Annotated in this window: 17 protein-coding genes; 11 read left to right on the forward strand and 6 right to left on the reverse strand. The window is 63.0% G+C overall.

The features are described from left to right. Nucleotides 1-176: 176 nt before the first annotated feature. The 5 genes from ileS (at nt 177) to dut (ending at nt 6,389) form a co-directional block, all read left to right on the forward strand. On the forward strand, nt 177-3,026 hold the full coding sequence (ileS, locus tag U5A67_RS27860) for an isoleucine--tRNA ligase (RefSeq protein WP_321816743.1): 2,850 nt from the start codon (nt 177-179) through the stop codon (nt 3,024-3,026). After that, complete coding sequence (gene lspA / locus U5A67_RS27865) at nt 3,026-3,550, forward strand: signal peptidase II (protein ID WP_205984639.1); 525 nt, start codon at nt 3,026-3,028, stop codon at nt 3,548-3,550. The genes ileS and lspA overlap by 1 nt, the downstream gene beginning before the upstream one ends. A 57-nt stretch (nt 3,551-3,607) precedes the next feature. Beyond that, the gene (gene coaBC, locus U5A67_RS27870) at nt 3,608-4,828 is read left to right on the forward strand and encodes a bifunctional phosphopantothenoylcysteine decarboxylase/phosphopantothenate--cysteine ligase CoaBC (protein ID WP_321816820.1); all 1,221 of its coding nucleotides are present in this window, start codon (nt 3,608-3,610) and stop codon (nt 4,826-4,828) included. A gap of 76 nt (nt 4,829-4,904) precedes the next feature. Then, a complete protein-coding gene (locus tag U5A67_RS27875; RefSeq protein ID WP_321816742.1) occupies nt 4,905-5,906 on the forward strand; it encodes an LLM class flavin-dependent oxidoreductase in 1,002 nt (333 codons plus the stop codon). A gap of 36 nt (nt 5,907-5,942) precedes the next feature. Beyond that, nucleotides 5,943-6,389, forward strand: a complete 447-nt coding sequence (gene dut, locus U5A67_RS27880; RefSeq protein ID WP_205984637.1) for a dUTP diphosphatase — start codon at nt 5,943-5,945, stop codon at nt 6,387-6,389. A gap of 84 nt (nt 6,390-6,473) precedes the next feature. On the opposite strand, the gene U5A67_RS27885 is transcribed toward dut, so the two are convergent. From U5A67_RS27885 to U5A67_RS27900, 4 genes are all read right to left on the reverse strand, one after another. Next, entirely contained in the window at nt 6,474-7,880 is a 1,407-nt protein-coding gene (locus U5A67_RS27885) for an amino acid permease (RefSeq protein WP_321816741.1), read from the reverse strand. Nucleotides 7,881-8,019: 139 nt separating this feature from the next. After that, a complete protein-coding gene (gene clpA, locus U5A67_RS27890; protein ID WP_321816740.1) occupies nt 8,020-10,311 on the reverse strand; it encodes an ATP-dependent Clp protease ATP-binding subunit ClpA in 2,292 nt (763 codons plus the stop codon). Beyond that, nucleotides 10,308-10,622, reverse strand: a complete 315-nt coding sequence (gene clpS / locus U5A67_RS27895; protein ID WP_028213389.1) for an ATP-dependent Clp protease adapter ClpS — start codon at nt 10,620-10,622, stop codon at nt 10,308-10,310. The genes clpA and clpS overlap by 4 nt, the downstream gene beginning before the upstream one ends. Nucleotides 10,623-11,020: 398 nt before the next feature. After that, on the reverse strand, nt 11,021-11,293 hold the full coding sequence (locus tag U5A67_RS27900; RefSeq protein WP_205984765.1) for a hypothetical protein: 273 nt from the start codon (nt 11,291-11,293) through the stop codon (nt 11,021-11,023). A 63-nt stretch (nt 11,294-11,356) separates the two neighbouring features. Between U5A67_RS27900 and cspD the strand changes: the two genes are divergently transcribed. Then, on the forward strand, nt 11,357-11,563 hold the full coding sequence (gene cspD, locus U5A67_RS27905) for a cold shock domain-containing protein CspD (protein WP_007586257.1): 207 nt from the start codon (nt 11,357-11,359) through the stop codon (nt 11,561-11,563). 236 nt (nt 11,564-11,799) lie between these two features. On the opposite strand, the gene U5A67_RS27910 is transcribed toward cspD, so the two are convergent. Then, on the reverse strand, nt 11,800-13,389 hold the full coding sequence (locus U5A67_RS27910) for a multicopper oxidase family protein (RefSeq protein ID WP_321816739.1): 1,590 nt from the start codon (nt 13,387-13,389) through the stop codon (nt 11,800-11,802). Between the two features lie 84 nt (nt 13,390-13,473). On the opposite strand from U5A67_RS27910, the gene U5A67_RS27915 reads away from it, so the two are divergent. Continuing rightward, nucleotides 13,474-13,926 carry a hypothetical protein gene (locus U5A67_RS27915; RefSeq protein WP_321816738.1) on the forward strand — a complete coding sequence of 151 codons (453 nt, stop codon included), beginning with the start codon at nt 13,474-13,476 and terminating at the stop codon, nt 13,924-13,926. A gap of 162 nt (nt 13,927-14,088) precedes the next feature. Here the strand turns inward: U5A67_RS27915 and icd are convergent, their stop codons facing one another. Next, complete coding sequence (gene icd / locus U5A67_RS27920; protein WP_205984632.1) at nt 14,089-15,345, reverse strand: NADP-dependent isocitrate dehydrogenase; 1,257 nt, start codon at nt 15,343-15,345, stop codon at nt 14,089-14,091. Nucleotides 15,346-15,629: 284 nt separating this feature from the next. Here icd and U5A67_RS27925 point away from each other — a divergent pair, with 284 nt between their 5' ends. From U5A67_RS27925 to fusA, 4 genes are all read left to right on the forward strand, one after another. Further along, nucleotides 15,630-16,226, forward strand: coding sequence for a pseudouridine synthase (locus tag U5A67_RS27925; RefSeq protein ID WP_205984631.1), 597 nt, complete (start codon nt 15,630-15,632; stop codon nt 16,224-16,226). Between the two features lie 345 nt (nt 16,227-16,571). Next, complete coding sequence (locus U5A67_RS27930; RefSeq protein WP_027817526.1) at nt 16,572-16,772, forward strand: hypothetical protein; 201 nt, start codon at nt 16,572-16,574, stop codon at nt 16,770-16,772. Between the two features lie 238 nt (nt 16,773-17,010). Beyond that, nucleotides 17,011-17,523 (forward strand): DUF192 domain-containing protein, encoded by a 513-nt coding sequence (locus tag U5A67_RS27935; protein WP_205984630.1) that lies wholly within the window; start codon nt 17,011-17,013, stop codon nt 17,521-17,523. A gap of 296 nt (nt 17,524-17,819) precedes the next feature. After that, nucleotides 17,820-19,928, forward strand: coding sequence for an elongation factor G (gene fusA / locus U5A67_RS27940; protein WP_205984629.1), 2,109 nt, complete (start codon nt 17,820-17,822; stop codon nt 19,926-19,928). Nucleotides 19,929-19,944 lie beyond the last annotated feature (16 nt).

A 19,944-nucleotide genomic window follows, 5' to 3' on the forward strand; every position in this document is an offset into this window, starting at 1 on the left:
TGCGGTCCACGGGCGCCGCGCCGGCTTCTGCACTTTCTGCCAGCGCGACATCCGAACGGACCGCTTCGCCCCTTCGCGCCACGCGGCCTGTGCCGCACATGGCGCGCGAGGCGACGGTTGCGCGGCCTGGCCGCAATGCTGACGCCGTGCATCCCCGAATTCACCGTGATATCACCATGAGCGACAAGAAAGCATCCTCCGGCAAGCCGCAGAAGTCCGAATCGAAGTACCCCGTCAACCTGCTCGATACCGCGTTCCCGATGCGCGGCGATCTGCCAAAGCGCGAGCCGCAATGGGTGAAGGAGTGGGAAGAAAAGGGGCTCTACAAGAAGATCCGCGCCGCTTCGAAGGGCCGCAAGAAGTTCATCCTGCACGATGGCCCGCCGTATGCGAACGGCGACATCCACCTCGGCCACGCGGTGAACAAGATTCTCAAGGACATGATCGTCAAGGCGCGCAATCTGGCGGGCTATGACGCGGTCTACGTGCCGGGCTGGGATTGCCACGGCATGCCGATCGAAATCCAGATCGAAAAGCAGTTCGGCAAGTCGTTGCCCGCGCAGGAAGTGATGAAGAAGGCGCGCGAGTACGCCGCCGGCCAGATCGAAACGCAGAAGGCGGGTTTCAAGCGCCTGGGCGTGCTCGGCGACTGGGACAACCCGTACAAGACGATGAATTTCGCCAACGAAGCCGGCGAAATCCGCGCGCTCGCGAAGATCATCGAAAAGGGTTACGTGTTCCGCGGCCTGAAGCCGGTGAACTGGTGCTTCGACTGCGGCTCGGCGCTGGCCGAAGCGGAAGTCGAGTACAAGGACAAGACCGATCCGACCATCGACGTGCTGTTCACGTTCGCGCAGCCCGCTGAAACGGCTGCGGCGTTCGGCCTGCCCGCGCTGCCGCGCGAAGAAGGCGGCATCGTCATCTGGACCACCACGCCCTGGACGATCCCGTCGAACCAGGCGCTCAACGTGCACCCGGAAATCGAGTACGCGCTGGTCGACACGCCGCGCGGCCTGCTGATTTTCGCCAAGGAGCGCGTCGAAGCCTGCCTGAAGGACTTCGGTCTCGAAGGCACGGTCATCGCCACGACGCTGGGCGACAAGCTCTCGGAACTGCGCTTTAACCACCCGCTCGCTTCGGCGCACGAAGGCTACGCGCGCACCTCGCCCATCTATCTGGGCGACTACGTGACGACCGACACCGGCACCGGCATCGTGCACTCGGCGCCCGCCTACGGCGTGGAAGACTTCGTGTCGTGCAAGGCGCACGGCATGGTCGACTCGGACATCATCAGCCCGGTGATGGGCGATGGCCGCTACGTCGAATCGCTGCCGCTGTTCGGCGGCCTGTCGATCTGGGACGCAAACCCGAAGATCGTCGATGCGCTCGACGCCGCCGGCACCCTGCTGCGCAGCGAAAAGTACCTGCACAGCTACATGCACTGCTGGCGCCACAAGACGCCCATCATCTACCGCGCCACCTCGCAGTGGTTCGCGGGCATGGATGTCACGCCCAAGGACGGCGGCAAGACGCTGCGCGAAACCGCGCTCGAAGGCATCGAAGCCACCGCGTTCTACCCGTCGTGGGGCAAGCAGCGCCTGTTCTCGATGATCGCCAACCGCCCGGACTGGACGCTCTCGCGCCAGCGCCAATGGGGCGTGCCGATGGCCTTCTTCGTGCACAAGGAAACGGGCGAACTGCATCCGCGCACGCTGGAGTTGCTCGAAGAAGTCGCGAAGCGCGTCGAACAAAGCGGTATCGAAGCCTGGCAGACGCTCGACCCGCGCGAACTGCTCGGCGACGACGCCAACCTGTACGAGAAGAACCGCGACACGCTCGACGTGTGGTTCGACTCGGGCACGACGCACTGGCACGTGCTGCGCGGCTCGCACGCGGAAGAACTGCAATTCCCGGCCGACCTGTATCTGGAAGGCTCGGACCAGCACCGCGGCTGGTTCCACTCGTCGCTGCTGACCGCTTCGATGCTCGACGGCCGCCCGCCGTATAACGCGCTGCTCACGCACGGCTTCACCGTCGACGGCGAAGGCCGCAAGATGTCGAAGTCGCTCGGCAACGGCGTCGATCCGCATGAAGTCGCGAACCGTCTGGGCGCGGAAATCATCCGTCTGTGGATCGCCTCGACCGACTACTCGGGCGAACTGGCGATCTCGGAAGAAATTCTCAAGCGCGTGACGGAAGGCTATCGCCGTATCCGCAACACGCTGCGCTTCCTGCTCTCGAACCTGTCGGACTTCGACTTCGACAAGCACGCGCTGCCGGCCGATCAGTGGCTCGAAATCGACCGTTACGCGGTGGCGCTCACGCACACGCTGCAAAACGACGTGCTCTCGCACTACGACCGCTACGAGTTCCACCCGGTCGTGGCGAAGCTGCAGACGTTCTGCTCGGAAGACCTCGGCGGCTTCTATCTGGACGTGCTGAAGGACCGCCTCTACACGAGCGCGCCGGATTCGGCCGCCCGTCGTGGCGCGCAAACCGCGCTGCACCACATCACGCACAGCCTGCTGCGCATCCTCGCGCCGTTCCTCTCGTTCACGGCCGAAGAAGCGTGGAAGGTGTTCCAGCCGAACACCGAAACCATCTTCACGGAAACCTTCCACGCGTTCCCGGATGTCGCGAACGCGCCGGAACTGATCGCCAAGTGGACGCTGCTGCGCGAAGTGCGCGGCAACGTGACGAAGGCGCTGGAAGAAGCGCGTGTGGCGAACCAGATCGGCTCGTCGCTGCAGGCCGAAGTGCGTATTCTCGCGAGCGGCGCGCGTTACGACGCCCTCACCTCGCTCGGCGACGACCTCAAGTTCGTGCTGATCACCTCGGCGGCGGAAGTCGTGAAGGTGGAAAGCGAAGCCGACGAAGGCGTCGAAGTGGTCACGTCGAAGTACCTCAAGTGCGAGCGCTGCTGGCACTACCGCGAGGACGTGGGCGCGAACGCGGAACACCCGGGCCTGTGCGGCCGCTGCGTGGTGAATCTGTTCGGTAACGGCGAAAACCGGAGCGCCGCATAATGGCCAAAACCCTGTCGAAGCAGGTCAAGCCGAACGGCGCCAATGGCGCCAAGGGCACGCTCGTGCCGTGGCTCGGCATCGCGGTGATCGTGATCCTCGCGGATCAACTCACGAAAATCGCGATCTCGAAGGTCTTCGCTTACGGCGAAGGCCGTGTCATCACGCCGTTCTTCAACCTCGTGCTCGTGTACAACAAGGGCGCGGCGTTCAGCTTCCTCGCGGCGGCAGGCGGCTGGCAGCGCTGGGCCTTCACGGCGCTGGGCGTCGTGGCGGCGCTGGTGATCAGCTATCTGCTCAAGCGTCATGCGGGTCAGCGCATGTTCTGCACGGCGCTTTCGCTGATTCTGGGCGGCGCGCTCGGCAACGTGCTCGACCGTCTGATGTACGGCCACGTGATCGACTTCCTCGACTTCCATCTGGGCGCGTCGCACTGGCCGGCGTTCAACGTCGCGGATAGCGCGATCACCGTCGGCGCCGTGCTGCTGGTGTTCGACGAACTGCGCCGCGTGCGCGGTTCGCGCTAACGCACGCGTGACGCCAAGAGACCGAGGAGACTGGCCTTGAACACCTCCGCAGCCGATCTGGAAAACAAGTCTGGCGAGCTGGCCGGGCGCCATCTCGTGCTCGGCATGTCGGGCGGCATCGCCTGCTACAAGATCGCCGAACTCACGCGTCTGCTGACCAAGGGCGGCGCGACCGTGCAGGTCGTCATGACCGAAGCGGCCACGCAGTTCATCACGCCCGTGACGATGCAGGCGCTCTCGGGCCGCCCCGTCTACACGAGCCAGTGGGACGCCCGCGTGCCCAACAACATGGCGCACATCGATTTGTCGCGCGAAGCGGATGCCATCGTCATCGCGCCCGCCTCGACCGACTTTATCGCCAGGCTCGCCCACGGTTTCGCCGACGATCTGCTCTCGACGCTGTGCGTCGCGCGCGACTGTCCGCTGCTGGTGGTGCCGGCCATGAACCGGCAGATGTGGCAAAACCCGGCCACGCAGCGCAATGTCGCGCAGATCCGCGCGGACGGCATCGAAACGCTCGGCCCCGATTCCGGTCCGCAGGCTTGCGGCGAAGTCGGCGACGGGCGCATGCTGGAGCCGCAAGCCGTTTATGAAGCGATCGTCGCGTTCTTCGCGCCCAAAGTGCTGGCAGGCCGCAAGCTGCTGATCACCGCCGGGCCGACGTTCGAGCCGCTCGATCCGGTGCGCGGCATCACCAATCGTTCGAGCGGCAAGATGGGTTTTGCGCTCGCCCGCGCTGCGCAGCAGGCCGGCGCGGAAGTGCATCTGGTGGCCGGTCCGGTCGCGCTGGAAACGCCCTGGGGCGTGTACCGCGAGAACGTGCAGACCGCGCAGCAGATGTACGACGCCGTGATGCGCGGCGTGCCCGATGCCGATGTCTTTATCGGCGTGGCGGCGGTCGCCGACTGGCGCGTCGATCATGTCGCGGAACACAAGATCAAGAAGACGGCGGAGCAGCGCATGCCCACCTTCTCCTTCGTCGAGAACCCCGACATTCTCGCCTCGGTCGCGGCACTGCCGAATCCGCCGTATTGCGTGGGCTTCGCCGCCGAAAGCGGCGACCTGGAAGTGCACGGCGAAGAAAAGCGCGCGCGCAAGAAGGTGCCGTTGTTGATCGGCAATCTGGGCCCGCTCACCTTCGGTCAGGACGACAATGAAGTCGTGCTGTTCGAAGCCAGCGGTCGCACGCCGCTGCCGCGCGCGGCGAAAGTCACGCTCGCGCAGACGCTGATCGCGGAAATCGCCAAACGCCTGCCGGACACGGGCATCCTGTCCTGAGGTTGTCCTGAAATTGTCTTGATGCACGCGGCAAGGTATCGACCTTGCCGCCCGTAGTTGAAGGAGCAGTCCCGCCATGACACTGCTTTCCGTACTTGACCAGTCGCCCGTGATCGCCGGGCACAGCGCGGCGGACGCCATCGCCGCCACCATCGAACTCGCCCAGCTCGCCGACGACCTCGGCTACACGCGTTACTGGTGCGCCGAACACCACGGCCTGCTGGGCGTTTGCAACCCCTGCCCCGAAGTCATGCTGGCGCGTCTGGGCAGCGTGACGAAGCGCATCCGCATCGGTTCGGGCGGCATCATGCTGCCCTACTACAGCCCGTTCAAGGTCGCCGAGCAGTTCATGATGCTTGAGGCGCTGTTTCCGGGCCGCGTCGATCTGGGCGTGGGCCGCGCGCCGGGCGGCGATATGCGCACGGCACAGGCCGTCGCGGCAGGCGCCTACAATCGCGGCGACCAGTTCGCGCAGCAGGTGCAGGATCTGGTCGGCCTGATGGACGGCACGCTCGCCGACGATCACCTCGCGCAAGGCGTCGTGCTGCAGCCGCAGATCGCCACGCGCCCGCAGCTTTGGGTGCTCGGCTCCAGCGACTTCGGCGGCGAGCTGGCCGCGCAACTGGGCCTGCGTTTCTCGTTCGCGCATTTCATCAACGCGCACTTCGGGCATCTGGTGGCGAATGCGTACCGCGAGCGCTTCCAGGCGGGCCACGAAGCGCGGCCGTATCTGGCCTGCGCCGTGTTCGCGATCTGCGCCGACACCGAAGCCGAAGCCGCCGCGCTGGAAAAAGCCGTCGATCTGCGCCGCGTGCAGATGGCCTACGGCCTGAACGCGCCGATCCCGAGCCTCGAACAAGGCCGCGCGCAGGAATACGGCGAGCGCGAACAGCTCGTGATCGATCGCGAAAAGCCGCGCAGCATCATCGGCACGCCTGAAAGCGTGACGGAACGGCTGCGCACATTGCAGGACCGTTTTCACGCCGACGAACTCGTCGTGCTCACCGTCGCGGGCAGCTACAAGGCACGCCTGCGCTCCTACGAATTGCTCGCCGAGGCGTTCGAGTTATCCCGATAACGCGCCTCGATCCACACTGACTCAACCGCACACCCCATGAAAATCGACGTCAAAATTCTCAACGAACGCATGCGCGACCAGCTGCCCCACTACGCCACGCCGGGCAGCGCGGGCCTCGATCTGCGCGCGTGCCTCGACGCGCCGGTCACGCTCGAACCGGGCGAAACGAAGCTGATCCCGACGGGTCTGGCGATTCACCTCGCCGATCCGGGCTACGCCGCGCTGATCCTGCCGCGTTCGGGTCTGGGCCACAAGCACGGCATCGTGCTGGGCAACCTGGTCGGTCTGATCGACTCGGACTACCAGGGCGAACTGATGATCTCCACCTGGAACCGCGGCCACACCACCTTCACGCTGAATCCGCTGGAGCGTCTGGCGCAACTCGTGATCGTGCCGGTCGTGCAGGCGCAGTTCAATGTCGTCGATGATTTCGAAGCCAGCCAGCGCGGCGAAGGCGGCTTCGGCAGCACGGGCAAGCACTGACTCCCCGTGCCGTTGCGGCAACAAAAAAGCACGCTCTGGAGCGTGCTTTTTTGCTTTTAGCGGGGCGCGCCTAGCCGGGCGCGCCTAGCGGGCCACGCCAGACGTGGCGGCCGGCGTTTCACGTCGCCGATACCAGAGCGTGTAGATGATCGTCAGCACCACGAGGAATGCCACGCCATAGGCCATCGTCATGCGGAATTCCGGCGTGAACGCCGTGCCCACCAGAATGCCGAGCATCAGCAACGCACCCAGCACGCTGGTGAACGGAAAGCCCCACATGCGGAATTTCAGCGGCTCGCCGCCCTGCTTCGCGCGGAAGAAAATCTGCGTCACGAAGATCATCAGCCACGTGAACATCGCGCCGAACATGGCGATCGACATCATCAGCGTGAACGCCGTTTGCGGCCAGAGCGCATTGAGCACGGCTGAAACCGCAATGCCGATGGTGGACAGCGACAGCGCAGCAGTCGGCACACCCTGACGCGTGAGGCGCCCGAACACCGCCGGCGCATAACCCGCGCGCGACAGGCTGAACATCATGCGCGTGGTGATGTAGAGCTGGCTGTTTATGGCCGAGAGCGCGGCCACCAGCACGATGAAGTTGATCGCGCCCGCGGCGTACGGCACGCCGGTTTCGGCCATCACCTTCACGAACGGGCTTTCGTTGCCGCCCGCCTGCGTCCACGGCACGATGGCCAGCATCAGCGCGAGCGTGAGCAGGTAGAACAACACCAGACGCACGACCGTGGCGCGGAACGCGCGCGTGACGGCGCGCTGCGGGTCTTGCGCCTCGGCGGCGGCCACCGCGATGGTTTCCAGACCGAGATAGCTGAACAGCGACACGATCGTGCCCACCCACACGCCCCACCAGCCCTTGGGCAGCCAGCCGCCGTGCGAAGTGTAGTTGGCCACGCCCACACCCGAATCCGCCGGCGCATGCCAGACGAACCACGCGCCCAGCACGATAAAAGCCACGATCGCGGCGATCTTGAGGCTGGAGAACAGATATTCGATAGAACCGTAGGCGCGCACGCTCATCGCGTTCACGACGATCAACGCCGCCGAGAAACCGACGATCCAGTACAGCCCAGGCACATGCGGAAACCAGAACTTCATGTACACGGCGATGGCCGATACCTCGGTGCCCACCGCCAGCACATACGCCGACCAGTAGGCATAGCGCACGAGAAAACCCGCCAGCGGCCCGATGTAGTGCTCGGCATACGCGCCGAACGAACCAGACGTCGGATGCGCCACCGTCATCTCGGCGAGCGCGCCCATCAGCAACAAGGCGATCAGCGCGCCGATCGCGTAGGAAATCAGCACGCCGGGTCCGGCGAAGCTGATCGCGAAACCGCTGCCAAGGAACAAGCCCGTGCCGACCGCACCGCCGATGGCGATCATCGTAATCTGACCGGCGGACAGCCCGCGGCGCAAACCGCGTTCGCGCTCGACGATCGAATCGAACGCACCCTTTTTATCTGAACTCACCTTCACCCTCTACGGCATGCGACCATATCGCCGATAATGCGCGCACGTTTGCCGTCAATCGACGAACTTGCGCGCACAAAACAAAACGGCGCGGACCGTGAAGTCCGCGCCGTTCCGGCTGGCCTGAAGCGGAAACCGCTTATTCTACTTCGACCGCCTCCGGCGGACGCGTGGCCGGTTGCTCGTCGAACGTGAGCAGCACCTTGTCGTCCGCATCCACATCCACGGTCACGCGGCCACCGGTCATGAGCTTGCCGAACAGCAGTTCGTCGGCGAGCGCACGGCGGATCGTGTCCTGGATCAGGCGTTGCATCGGTCGCGCGCCCATGAGCGGGTCGAAACCGTGCTTGGCCAGATGCGCGCGCAGTGCGTCGGTGAAGAGCGCGTCGACCTTCTTCTCGTGCAGCTGATCTTCCAGTTGCATGAGGAACTTGTCGACCACGCGCATGATGATTTCCTCATCGAGCGCACGGAAGCTGATCGTCGCATCCAGACGGTTACGGAACTCCGGCGTGAACAGGCGCTTGATATCGGCCATTTCGTCGCCTTGTTCGCGGCGCGTCGTGAAACCGATGGTCGACTTGTTCATCGTGTCGGCGCCCGCATTCGTCGTCATGATGATGATGACGTTGCGGAAATCCGCCTTGCGGCCGTTGTTGTCCGTCAGCGTGCCGTGGTCCATCACCTGCAGCAGCACGTTGAAGATGTCCGGGTGCGCCTTCTCGATTTCGTCGAGCAGCAGCACGCAATGCGGCTTCTTCGTGACGGCTTCGGTCAGCAGACCGCCCTGGTCGAAACCGACATAGCCCGGCGGCGCGCCAATCAGACGGCTCACCGCATGACGCTCCATGTACTCGGACATGTCGAAGCGGATCAGCTCGATACCGAGCGTGAACGCAAGCTGGCGCGCCACTTCGGTCTTGCCGACACCGGTCGGACCCGAGAACAGGAACGAGCCGATCGGCTTGTCCGTCTTGCCCAGACCCGCGCGCGCCATCTTGATCGAGGCCGACAACGCGTCGATGGCCGGATCCTGGCCAAACACCACGGCCTTCAGATCGCGGTCGAGCGTCTGCAGCTTGCTGCGATCGTCCTGCGACACACTTTGCGCCGGCACGCGCGCGATCTTCGAGATGATCTCTTCGATCTCGCTCTTGCCGATGGTCTTCTTCTGCTTCGACTTCGGCAGGATGCGTTGCGCCGCGCCCGCTTCGTCGATCACGTCGATCGCCTTGTCGGGCAAGTGCCGATCCGTGATGAAGCGTGCCGACAACTCAGCCGCCGCGTTGAGCGCGCCCGACGAATACTTCACGCCGTGGTGCTCTTCGAAGCGCGACTTCAGCCCGCGCAAGATCGCCACGGTCTGCTCGACCGTCGGCTCGATCACGTCGACCTTCTGGAAGCGCCGCGACAGCGCCGCGTCCTTCTCGAAGATGCCGCGATATTCCGTGAACGTGGTCGCGCCAATGCACTTGAGCGTGCCCGACGAAAGCGCCGGCTTGAGCAGGTTCGATGCGTCGAGCGTACCGCCCGATGCCGCGCCTGCGCCAATCAGCGTATGAATTTCGTCGATGAACAGGATCGCGTGCGGACGCTCCTTGAGCTCCTTGAGCACCGTCTTCAGACGTTGCTCGAAGTCGCCACGGTATTTCGTGCCGGCCAGCAGCGCGCCCATATCGAGCGAGTAGACCTGGGCATCGGCAAGGATGTCCGGCACTTCGCCGCGCGTGATGCGCCAGGCGAGGCCTTCCGCGATAGCGGTCTTGCCTACGCCGGCTTCGCCCACGAGCAGCGGATTGTTCTTGCGGCGGCGGCAGAGTACCTGCACGACGCGCTCGACTTCCGACTCGCGGCCGATCAGCGGATCGATACGGCCGTCCTTCGCCATCTGGTTCAGGTTCTGCGTGAACTGGGCGAGCGGGGTTTCCTTCTGACCTGCGGCGTCTTCGGCTTCCGCGCTGGCGTCGCTCGACTTGGCGGACTCGCCGCTGCCGGTCTTCGCGATGCCATGCGAAATGAAGTTCACCACGTCCAGACGCGTGACGCCCTGCTGTTGCAGGTAGTACACCGCGTGCGAGTCCTTCTCGCCGAAGATCGCCACGAGCACGTTCGCGCCGGTCACTTCCTTCTTGCCGTTGGAAGTGGACTGAACGTGCATGATGGCGCGCTGGATCACGCGCTGGAACCCGAGTGTCGGCTGCGTATCGACATCATCCGTGCCGGGCACGGTAGGGGTGTTGTCGTGAATGAAGTTGCGCAGGTTCTGTCGCAGGTCTTCGATATTCGCGGCGCACGCTCGCAGCACTTCCGCTGCTGTTGGGTTGTCCAACAGCGCCAGCAAAAGGTGCTCGACCGTGATGAACTCATGCCGCGCCTGACGTGCTTCCATGAACGCCATGTGCAGGCTGACTTCCAGTTCCTGGGCAATCATGCTTCCTCCATCACACACTGCAGCGGATGCCCGGCCTGCCGTGCGTGGGTAACGACTTGCTCAACTTTGGTCGACGCGATGTCCCGCGTATAGACCCCACAAACACCCCTGCCCTCGCGATGGACCTTCAACATGATCTGCGTTGCGGTCTCGCGGTCTTTATTAAAGTATTCCTGCACGACCATCACGACGAATTCCATCGGCGTGTAGTCGTCGTTCATCAGCACGACCTTGTACATGGAGGGCGGTTTGACCTTTTGCTCCTGCCGCTCCAGTACGGTTGAATCCTGCTTGTCCGGGATAATCGCCATACACCCATTCTAAACAACTCGGACAGGCCCGCAATCCTGCCGAAACCCGACCGGCCGTCCGGTGACGCTGGCTCCGGCGCCCTCATCACTGCGAGCAATCCCTGCGCCTTCCCGTTCCGGGCTCGATCAACTTCGCCCAGATCAGTATCTCGCATGGGCGCCCGGCTGCGGGGCCGGTTCGAATCTTCCTGCCAGCAGCTTTCGGGCCACCGTCGAATCGAGTATCGCACAACCTGCGCGCTCACGTGGGCAGCGCTTACGGGCCTATCGTCGACGCTTTGTCGGCCTGCGCACGCATGCAAACAGATTTCGTGCCACGTGTGCGCCCTGCCTCGCCGCCGTTGCCCTCGCTGCCTTCGCAACCGCGTGTTCCCCATGTGAGTCGATTATGCGACTTTTCAAGATGCGTGGTTCAACGCCATCGTGCGGGTAGGGACAAAAAACGAACCGGATGCGTGCTGAGGCAACGTGTTGCGCGCCGCAGCAGCAATGGCCGCTAGAAAAGCCGGAAAAACCCTGGAAATGCGATCTTTACAACGCGTCCGAGCACGTCTCAAAATATTCTTGACACCAGAATAAAGAGCCTCAACAATCAAGCTGGCACTTTTTTCAACCGCCTTTAATTTCGAAAAAATGCCGTTGGTGAGCTTGTGAGGAGGGGGCGATCGCATTTCGCGATCGTTTAGCTTTTCGAACTGCTCGTGGTAGTGACATGAGTTACAGGGGAAGTTGGTATGGCAACCGGTACGGTCAAGTGGTTCAACGACGCGAAGGGTTTCGGGTTCATCACGCCGGATGAAGGCGGCGAGGACCTGTTCGCTCACTTTTCGGCTATTCAAATGAATGGCTTCAAGACCCTCAAAGAAGGTCAGAAGGTGAGCTTCGAGGTCGTGCAAGGCCCGAAGGGTAAACAGGCATCGAACATTCAGTCTGCAGCCTGATCTGTTCGATATCTGTACCTTGGAAACCCGGCTTCGGCCGGGTTTCTTTTTTGGGCAAACGCTTTTGTTAATGTGGAGTCCGTCGGATTTTTTCGACTGTGATATTCCACACTACGCATTTTGAATAAAACACCTGGCGCAACTCACAATTTTTCACATTGATTTCATTCACGCGTGTTAATGAGGCATTAGATGCGCGCATGAATCGATATGAATCGATGTCATTACGCCGTGCCTCATATCACGCGCAGCGTCCCCATCATGCCGAGGTCCTCATGTTCGAGGATGTGGCAATGAAACATGCGATCGCCCGCCTCGTGCTGAACGGTCGCCAGATGCACACTTTCGCCGGGTTTCACGTTGACCGTGTCGCGCCACGCAAGCAGCGTTTCCTCGATGCGCTGGCCACCCGACTCGCGCGCAAGCACCTGAAACTGCGTGCCGTGCAGATGGAAGGGATGATCCATGTCGGTCTGGTTCGCAATCGTCCAGGTTTCGACTTCATTGCGACGGCTCGTGAGCGTGACGCGCGCGGGATCGTATGACTCGCCATTGATCATGAAATGCATGCCTTGGGGCATGCTGCGTTTCGATGCACCCGACTGGTGCATCGCGTGCATATCCATTTCCTCGCTGAACACCACGGATTTTTTGACGTCCGACGGCACGAGCCGCTCGATCGGGCGCAGTTGCGCCGGTAGCGGCTTGCTCGCTTCCTGTGGCGCGAATTTCACCTGGGCGAGCGTGGCCATAGGCGTGGGCGGCAGGCTGCCGTGTGTCATCGCCATTTTGCGGCGGTCGTATTGCGCCGCGAGCAGGCGTGCAGCCGATGCGCCCTGCCCCGCGCGCACGATCAGCTCGGCACGCTCGCCGGGCGCGAGTAGCAGCGAGCTCACGCCTTCGCGCGGCGCGCCCAGCAAGCCGCCATCGGTGCCGACCTGCGCGAAGGCGCGGCCATCGTCGAATGCCAGCAGCAGATAGCGCGCGTTGCAGCCGTTCCAGACGCGCCAGCGCTCGTCGCGCACGACTTCGATGTGCGGTTCGCGCGCGCCGTTTGCGAGCACGAACTGACCTTCGCGGCCGTTCATCCAGTCCATCATGCTGTTGGCCGGGATCGTGCCGTCGGCGGCCAGTTTCAGGTCGGAGACGAACAGATGACGCTCGGGCCAGGCCGCGAGCGGATCATCGGCGGCGCGCACGACGATCGGGCCCGCCAGCCCGCGAAACACCTGCTCCGCCGACAGCATGTGCGGATGCGGGTGATACCAGTACGTGCCCGCGCTGCCCTTCGGCAAGGTGAAGCGATAGGTGTGCTCCGCGCCGGGTTCGATCGGCTTCGACGGATTGCCATCCTGATCGGGCGGCACGGGCAGGCCGTGCCAGTGAATCGTCGAGGGTTGGGCGAGACGGTTGACGAAGCGGATCTCCACGCGATCGCCTTCGCGCACGTCGATCAGCGGGCCGATCACGGGGCCGCGATGATCGGACGATTGCGCGCCGTCGTACTGCCAGAAGGTGGTGGGCGCAACGCCTGGGAGCAAGGCGCGGGGCGCGGGCTGCGCGATCAGCGTCGCGCGGAAGACGCCGGCTTCGCGGCTTTCGTTCGCCAGTGTGCGCAAGGCGGCCAGCGGTGCGCCTGCGGGCAAGGCGTCAGCGGCGGCTAGCGGCGCGGGCGCGTGGGGCATTTCGGCCGACGTGCCCGACATACCGGCCATGCCGCCCATGCTTCCCATGCCCGGCATGGCCTCGCCCGCCACGGACGCGCGCGCGAACAGCGTCGCCGTTGCGGCGCCCAGCACGCCAGACAAAAATTCTCTGCGTTTCATCGATGAATTCCTCAAATACGTCTACCGGCGCGGCGTGCAGCTTTGGCACGCGGCGCTGGCGTATATCGCTTTCGCACGCGATTCATGCTGGTGCGCGATGGCGTGCGAAGTCTCGTCGAACGATGGATGGCCTGGAGCCTGCGTTCAGACGATCGGAGGAGGCAAAAGAGGCGCGTGCGTAATGCCGGCGCGCAAGGCGGAAACCGGCACGGATGGCGCGTCGTGCGCGCGCGTGTAGTGATCGACGTGCGATGCCAGCGGCAGCGCGCCGCAATGGCTGCCGCAACCCTGACTGCACGAGCCCGCGTGGTGGCAGCAATCGGGGCTATCTTGCTTGTCGTGACGATTGGCGGCGTCGCAATGAATATGCTCCGCCATGTGCATCGCCGGTCCGGCGGTAGCAGATTGCGCGCCGTGCATCATCTGTTCGCACGCGTTCGCGCCGCGCATGCCGAGCAGCGCGAAAACACAAACGAAAAGAAGGCGACACAGAATCGTCATGAGAGAAAAACGACGCGCGATGGATGGACGTCATGATAGCGCAGCCACGCCGATGCCATTCGAATCCGCAAAATCCGAATCCGCACAATTCAGTTCGTCAAACTAAGCAAATCGCCGACAAAGAAAAAACCCGGCAACCGCAAAGGTCCACCGGGTTTTGACGAGTCATCGCGCGGCCAGATCGCGCCCTGACCCAACTCACATATTATCGATCATCACCTGGCCAAACGCCGAGCACGACACCTGCGTCGCGCCTTCCATCAGCCGCGCGAAGTCATACGTCACGCGCTTCTGTTGAATCGACTTTTCCATCGAAGCGATGATCAGATCCGCGGCCTCGGTCCAGCCGAGGTGACGCAGCATCATCTCCGCCGACAGAATCTCCGAACCCGGATTCACATAGTCCTTGCCCGCGTACTTCGGCGCCGTGCCGTGCGTCGCTTCGAACATCGCCACCGAGTCCGACAGATTCGCACCCGGCGCAATGCCGATGCCGCCCACCTGCGCCGCCAGCGCATCCGAGATGTAATCGCCGTTCAGATTCAGCGTGGCGATCACGTCGTATTCGGCCGGGCGCAACAGGATCTGCTGCAGGAAGGCGTCGGCGATTACGTCCTTGATGACGATATCGGCGCCCGTCTTCGGGTTCTTGATCTTCATCCACGGGCCGTCGTCGATCAGTTCCGCCGCGAATTCCTTCTGCGCGAGCGCATAACCGTAGTCGCGGAACGCGCCTTCGGTGAACTTCATGATGTTGCCCTTGTGCACCAGCGTCACCGAGCGGCGTTCGTTGTCGATCGCGTACTGGATCGCCTTGCGCACGAGACGCTCGGTGCCTTCGCGCGACACCGGCTTCACGCCCACGCCCGAGCTTTCCGGGAAGCGGATCTTCGCAATGCCCATTTCGTCGCGCAGGAACGCGATCAGTTTCTTCGCGCCTTCCGAATCCGCCGGCCATTCGATGCCCGCGTAGATGTCTTCCGAGTTCTCGCGGAAGATCACCATGTTGACCTTCTCCGGCGCACGCACCGGCGAAGGCACGCCCTTGAAGTACTGCACCGGACGCAGGCACACGTAGAGGTCGAGCTGCTGGCGCAGCGTCACGTTCAGCGAGCGGATGCCGCCGCCGACCGGCGTCGTCAGCGGGCCCTTGATCGACACGACGTAATCCTTCACGACGTCGAGCGTTTCATCGGGCAGCCACACGTCCGGGCCGTACACACGGGTGGCCTTCTCGCCCGCGTAGATCTCCATCCAGTGAATCTTGCGCTTGCCGCCGTAGGCTTTCTCGACGGCTGCGTTGACCACCTTGAGCATGACCGGCGTGATATCGACGCCCGTGCCATCGCCTTCGATATACGGAATGATCGGCTGGTCGGAGACATTGAGCGAGAAATCCGGATTGACGGTGATCTTCTCACCGCCCGCCGGGACCTTGATGTGCTGATACGGCATGATCAACTCCAGAAGGGGGATCGTCTGTGGAGCGCGAACGGATCGCTATGCGTTAATTTTGCGTGCAGCCTTCGGGCAGCGCGCGGCACACAATCTGCTGCGCGGCGCCCGGTCTGGCCGTTATTCTAGCCCACGCCCTGAACGCCCGTGCCGATGCCCTCAAGCCGCCCGCATCGGCCGATGATGTCTCATGTCTTATATAAGACTCATGACAGGCGGATCGGCGAGATGCTTTAAGATCGCGTCGCTACCCTATTCCTGATTTGCCTTTTGTTTCTTTTGCCATGCGCTTGATCGCCCTCAATAAACCGTTCGGCACGATCTGCCAGTTTTCGCCGCACGAGACCCGTCAGTCGCTGGCCGACTGGGTCAAGACGCCGAACGTCTATCCCGCTGGCCGTCTCGATGCCGACAGCGAAGGCCTGCTGCTGCTCACCGACGACGGCGGCCTGCAATCGCGCATCGCCGAACCGAAGCGCAAGCTCGTCAAGCGCTACTGGGCGCAGGTCGAAGGCGCGCCCGGCGACGACGCGCTGGCCGCGCTCGAACGCGGCGTCGATGTCGGCGACTATGTGACACAGCCGTGTCGGGCACGAAAAATTTCCGATGCCGATGCGGCGCTGCTCTGGACGCGCACGCCGCCGATCCGCTTTCGCGCCGCGATTCCCACGACCTGGATCGAACTCTCCATCAGCGAGGGCAAAAATCGCCAGGTGCGGCGCATGACGGCGGCCGTTGGCTTTCCGACGCTGCGTCTCGTGCGTGTTGCGATCGGCTCGCTCGATATTTTTTCGCTGGGTCTTGCGCCCGGCGAGAGCGTCGATGTGCCCACCGATGCGCCGTGGAAACCCGCCCCGCATGCGCCACGCACGCACAAGTAACTGTTGCACAAGCACTTTTCCTGTTTTTAGCCTGCAAATGCAGGCTAAAACCCTGCGCCTTTCAGTTGCCGCGCATCGTCAAAAAAACGCGAAGCAAATGAAAACTTCGCGTCAACCGACTGTGCGGACCATGCGTTAAACCACGCAGATGCCGCCGAAGCTATCCGGCATTCAGCCTTCAGGGTCCTCGCAGCAATGCACGGTCCCGACCGCTGGCAGACACGAATTGCAAGTTCGCACGAATTTGTCGATCCGACTGTCAACCGAAAGGTGGATGGCACGTTTACCGACCTGATCCAATAACCGGGTCACTTGGTTAATTAACTCAAGCTGAGGATTCACAAAATGAACAAACTGATCGCTGCTCTGGTCGCTGGCCTCTTCGCATCGGCTGCATTCGCACAAGCTTCGGCTCCGGAAGCTGCTTCGGCTGCTCCGGCAGCTGCTGCTTCGTCGGCACACAAGGCTTCGCACAAGAAGTCGCACAAGAAGTCGCACAAGAAGGCAGCAGCGAAGGCTGAAGCAGCTTCGGCAGCTTCGGAGTAAGCTTGTTGTAAGACGTTTCGAAGAACTGCGCTCAGCGCCGATCTTCGCTTCGTTCGAAAGGCAGAGTGTCGCAAGGCGCTCTGCCTTTTTGTTTATGTCGTCTCGACATATCGCTGTTAAAAGCTGTGCGCATGCACGCTGCAACATCGCGGCGCGTCGTCATGCTGCTGCGAGTTTTGACCCGCGCCGACCGACTCGCGTAACATGCGCGGACTAATCCCTACCCAGGAGCTTTCTCGTGCGATTTTCCCTGCGCCCGTTTATCGCGCGTTGCGCGCTCGCCGCTGCGTTTGCCGCCGTCTCGACCTTCACGCTGTCGACGGCGCTGATCAGCACGCCGGCGCATGCCCAGCAGATGCCGCCCGGCGCGAAGCAGCCCGGCGATTTTCCGCGCCTGAAGCTCACGGCCGGCATGTTCGTGATCGACGCCGCCGTAGCCGCGAACGATCAGGACCGCGAGCAAGGTCTCATGTATCGCACGCAGCTCGCGCCTAACGAAGGCATGCTGTTCGTGTTCGGCGAAAACGCCGTGCACTGCTTCTGGATGAAGAACACGCTGATCCCGCTGTCGATCGCCTTCATGCGCGCCGACGGCACGATCACCGACATCGACGAGATGCAGGCCGAAACCACCAACAACCATTGCCCGCGTAATAACGGCGTGTATGCGCTGGAGATGAGCAAGGGCTTCTTCACGTCGAAGGGCATCAAGCCCGGCATGAAGATCGAAGGCCTGCCGCCGATGCAGTAAGCGCGGCATCCGGCGTCGCCGCGCGCGCGCCCTCCGCCTGCCTCGAAAAACCGGCCCCGCTGCGCGCGGCGCCGGTTTTTTTACGTCCGCGCGCCGGCTGGCAAGGCCCGCCGGGCCGCGGCGGCACCGTTACCAGCAAAAGCCACGCGCAAGCGCTATCCTAGTAATCCGCCGCGCGGCACCGGCTCGCCCGATTCCATCCGGGCAAGCCGTCCGCGCGGGCCGCCGGACCGCGCGCAGGCCGCGCCGCGCGCCGCCCGGCACTTTCCATGGCGCGTCTTTCCAAGGAGATCACCGTGCCTCGCAAGACTCCCATCGAGCGCTATCGCAATATCGGCATTAGCGCCCACATCGATGCCGGCAAAACCACCACGACCGAACGCATCCTTTTCTATACCGGTGTGAATCACAAGCTCGGCGAGGTTCACGACGGCGCGGCGACCATGGACTGGATGGAGCAGGAGCAGGAACGCGGCATCACGATCACGTCGGCCGCGACGACTGCGTTCTGGAAAGGCATGGCCGGCAATTATCCCGAACACCGCATCAACATCATCGACACCCCGGGGCACGTGGACTTCACGATCGAAGTCGAGCGTTCCATGCGCGTGCTCGATGGCGCGTGCATGGTGTACGACTCGGTGGGCGGCGTGCAGCCGCAGTCGGAAACCGTGTGGCGCCAGGCGAACAAGTACAAGGTGCCGCGCATTGCGTTCGTCAACAAGATGGACCGCGTGGGCGCAGACTTCTTCCGCGTGCAGCGGCAGATCGGCGAGCGTCTGAAAGGCGTGGCGGTGCCGATCCAGATTCCCGTGGGCGCGGAAGATCACTTCCAGGGCGTGGTCGATCTCGTGAAGATGAAGGCGATCGTCTGGGACGACGAAAGCCAGGGCGTGAAGTTCGAGTACGAAGAGATTCCGGCGAATCTCGTCGCGACGGCGAAGGAGTGGCACGACAAGATGGTCGAAGCCGCCGCCGAAGCCGATGAAGCGCTGCTCGAAAAGTATCTCGAAGATCACGAAAGCCTGACCGAAGACGAGATCAAGGCCGCGCTGCGCAAGCGCACCATCGCCGGCGAAATCGTGCCGATGCTGTGCGGCAGCGCGTTCAAGAACAAGGGCGTGCAGGCGATGCTCGATGCCGTGATCGACTATCTGCCCTCGCCGGTCGATGTGCCCGCCATTCTGGGCCACGACCTGCACGACAAGGAAATCGAGCGTCATCCGAACGATGAAGAGCCGTTCTCCGCGCTCGCCTTCAAGATCATGACCGACCCGTTTGTCGGCCAACTGATCTTCTTCCGCGTCTATTCGGGCGTGGTGGAATCGGGCGACACGGTGCTCAATGCGATCAAGGAAAAGCGCGAGCGTCTGGGCCGCATCCTGCAGATGCACGCGAACGAGCGCAAGGAAATCAAGGAAGTGCGCGCGGGCGACATCGCCGCCGCCGTGGGCCTGAAGGAAGCCACGACGGGCGACACGCTGTGCGATCCCGCCAACCCGATCGTGCTCGAACGCATGATCTTCCCGGAACCGGTGATCTCGCAGGCCGTCGAGCCCAAGACCAAGGCCGACCAGGAAAAGATGGGCATCGCGCTCAATCGTCTTGCGCAGGAAGATCCGTCGTTCCGCGTGCAGACAGATGAAGAGTCCGGTCAGACCATCATTTCCGGCATGGGCGAGCTGCACCTGGAAATTCTGGTCGATCGCATGAAGCGCGAGTTCGGCGTGGAAGCGACCGTCGGCAAGCCGCAGGTCGCGTATCGCGAGACCGTGAAGAACAAGGTCGAGGATGTCGAAGGCAAGTTCGTCAAGCAGTCGGGCGGGCGCGGCCAGTACGGTCACGCGGTCATCACGCTCGAACCGCAGGCGCCGGGCAAGGGCTACGAATTCGTCGATGCGATCAAGGGTGGCGTGATTCCGCGCGAATTCATTCCGGCTGTCGACAAGGGCATCCAGGAGACGCTGAAGGCCGGCGTGCTCGCGGGTTATCCGGTCGTCGATACGAAGGTGACGCTCACGTTCGGTTCGTACCACGACGTGGACTCGAACGAAAACGCTTTCCGCATGGCCGGTTCGATGGCCTTCAAGGAAGCGATGCGCAAGGCCAAGCCGATTCTGCTCGAACCGATGATGGCCGTGGAAGTGGAAACGCCCGAGGATTTCATGGGCAACGTGATGGGCGATCTGTCGAGCCGTCGCGGCATCGTGCAGGGCATGGAAGACATTGCGGGCGGCGGCGGCAAGATCGTGCGCGCCGAAGTGCCACTCTCGGAAATGTTCGGCTATTCCACTTCGCTGCGCTCGCTCACGCAAGGGCGCGCCACGTACACGATGGAGTTCAAGCACTACTCGGAAACGCCGCAGAACGTGGCCGAAGCCGTCATCAACGCGAAGAAGTCGTAACGCGTCTGAGGTCGCA

Origin of the sequence: Paraburkholderia sp. J69-1 (genome assembly GCF_905220255.1) — a bacterium.
Lineage (GTDB): Bacteria > Pseudomonadota > Gammaproteobacteria > Burkholderiales > Burkholderiaceae > Paraburkholderia.

Excerpts from the sequence above, each read along its gene's own strand:
- ileS (WP_321816743.1), top strand. The coding sequence starts at position 177 with ATGAGCGACAAGAAAGCATCCTCCGGCAAGCCGCAGAAGTCCGAATCG.
- clpS (WP_028213389.1), bottom strand. The coding sequence starts at position 10,622 with ATGGCGATTATCCCGGACAAGCAGGATTCAACCGTACTGGAGCGGCAG.
- U5A67_RS27875 (WP_321816742.1), top strand. The coding sequence starts at position 4,905 with ATGACACTGCTTTCCGTACTTGACCAGTCGCCCGTGATCGCCGGGCAC.
- U5A67_RS27900 (WP_205984765.1), bottom strand. The coding sequence starts at position 11,293 with ATGCGATCGCCCCCTCCTCACAAGCTCACCAACGGCATTTTTTCGAAA.
- U5A67_RS27915 (WP_321816738.1), top strand. The coding sequence starts at position 13,474 with ATGCTGGTGCGCGATGGCGTGCGAAGTCTCGTCGAACGATGGATGGCC.
- clpA (WP_321816740.1), bottom strand. The coding sequence starts at position 10,311 with ATGATTGCCCAGGAACTGGAAGTCAGCCTGCACATGGCGTTCATGGAA.
- cspD (WP_007586257.1), top strand. The coding sequence starts at position 11,357 with ATGGCAACCGGTACGGTCAAGTGGTTCAACGACGCGAAGGGTTTCGGG.
- icd (WP_205984632.1), bottom strand. The coding sequence starts at position 15,345 with ATGCCGTATCAGCACATCAAGGTCCCGGCGGGCGGTGAGAAGATCACC.
- U5A67_RS27930 (WP_027817526.1), top strand. The coding sequence starts at position 16,572 with ATGAACAAACTGATCGCTGCTCTGGTCGCTGGCCTCTTCGCATCGGCT.
- lspA (WP_205984639.1), top strand. The coding sequence starts at position 3,026 with ATGGCCAAAACCCTGTCGAAGCAGGTCAAGCCGAACGGCGCCAATGGC.
- dut (WP_205984637.1), top strand. The coding sequence starts at position 5,943 with ATGAAAATCGACGTCAAAATTCTCAACGAACGCATGCGCGACCAGCTG.
- U5A67_RS27910 (WP_321816739.1), bottom strand. The coding sequence starts at position 13,389 with ATGAAACGCAGAGAATTTTTGTCTGGCGTGCTGGGCGCCGCAACGGCG.
- U5A67_RS27925 (WP_205984631.1), top strand. The coding sequence starts at position 15,630 with ATGCGCTTGATCGCCCTCAATAAACCGTTCGGCACGATCTGCCAGTTT.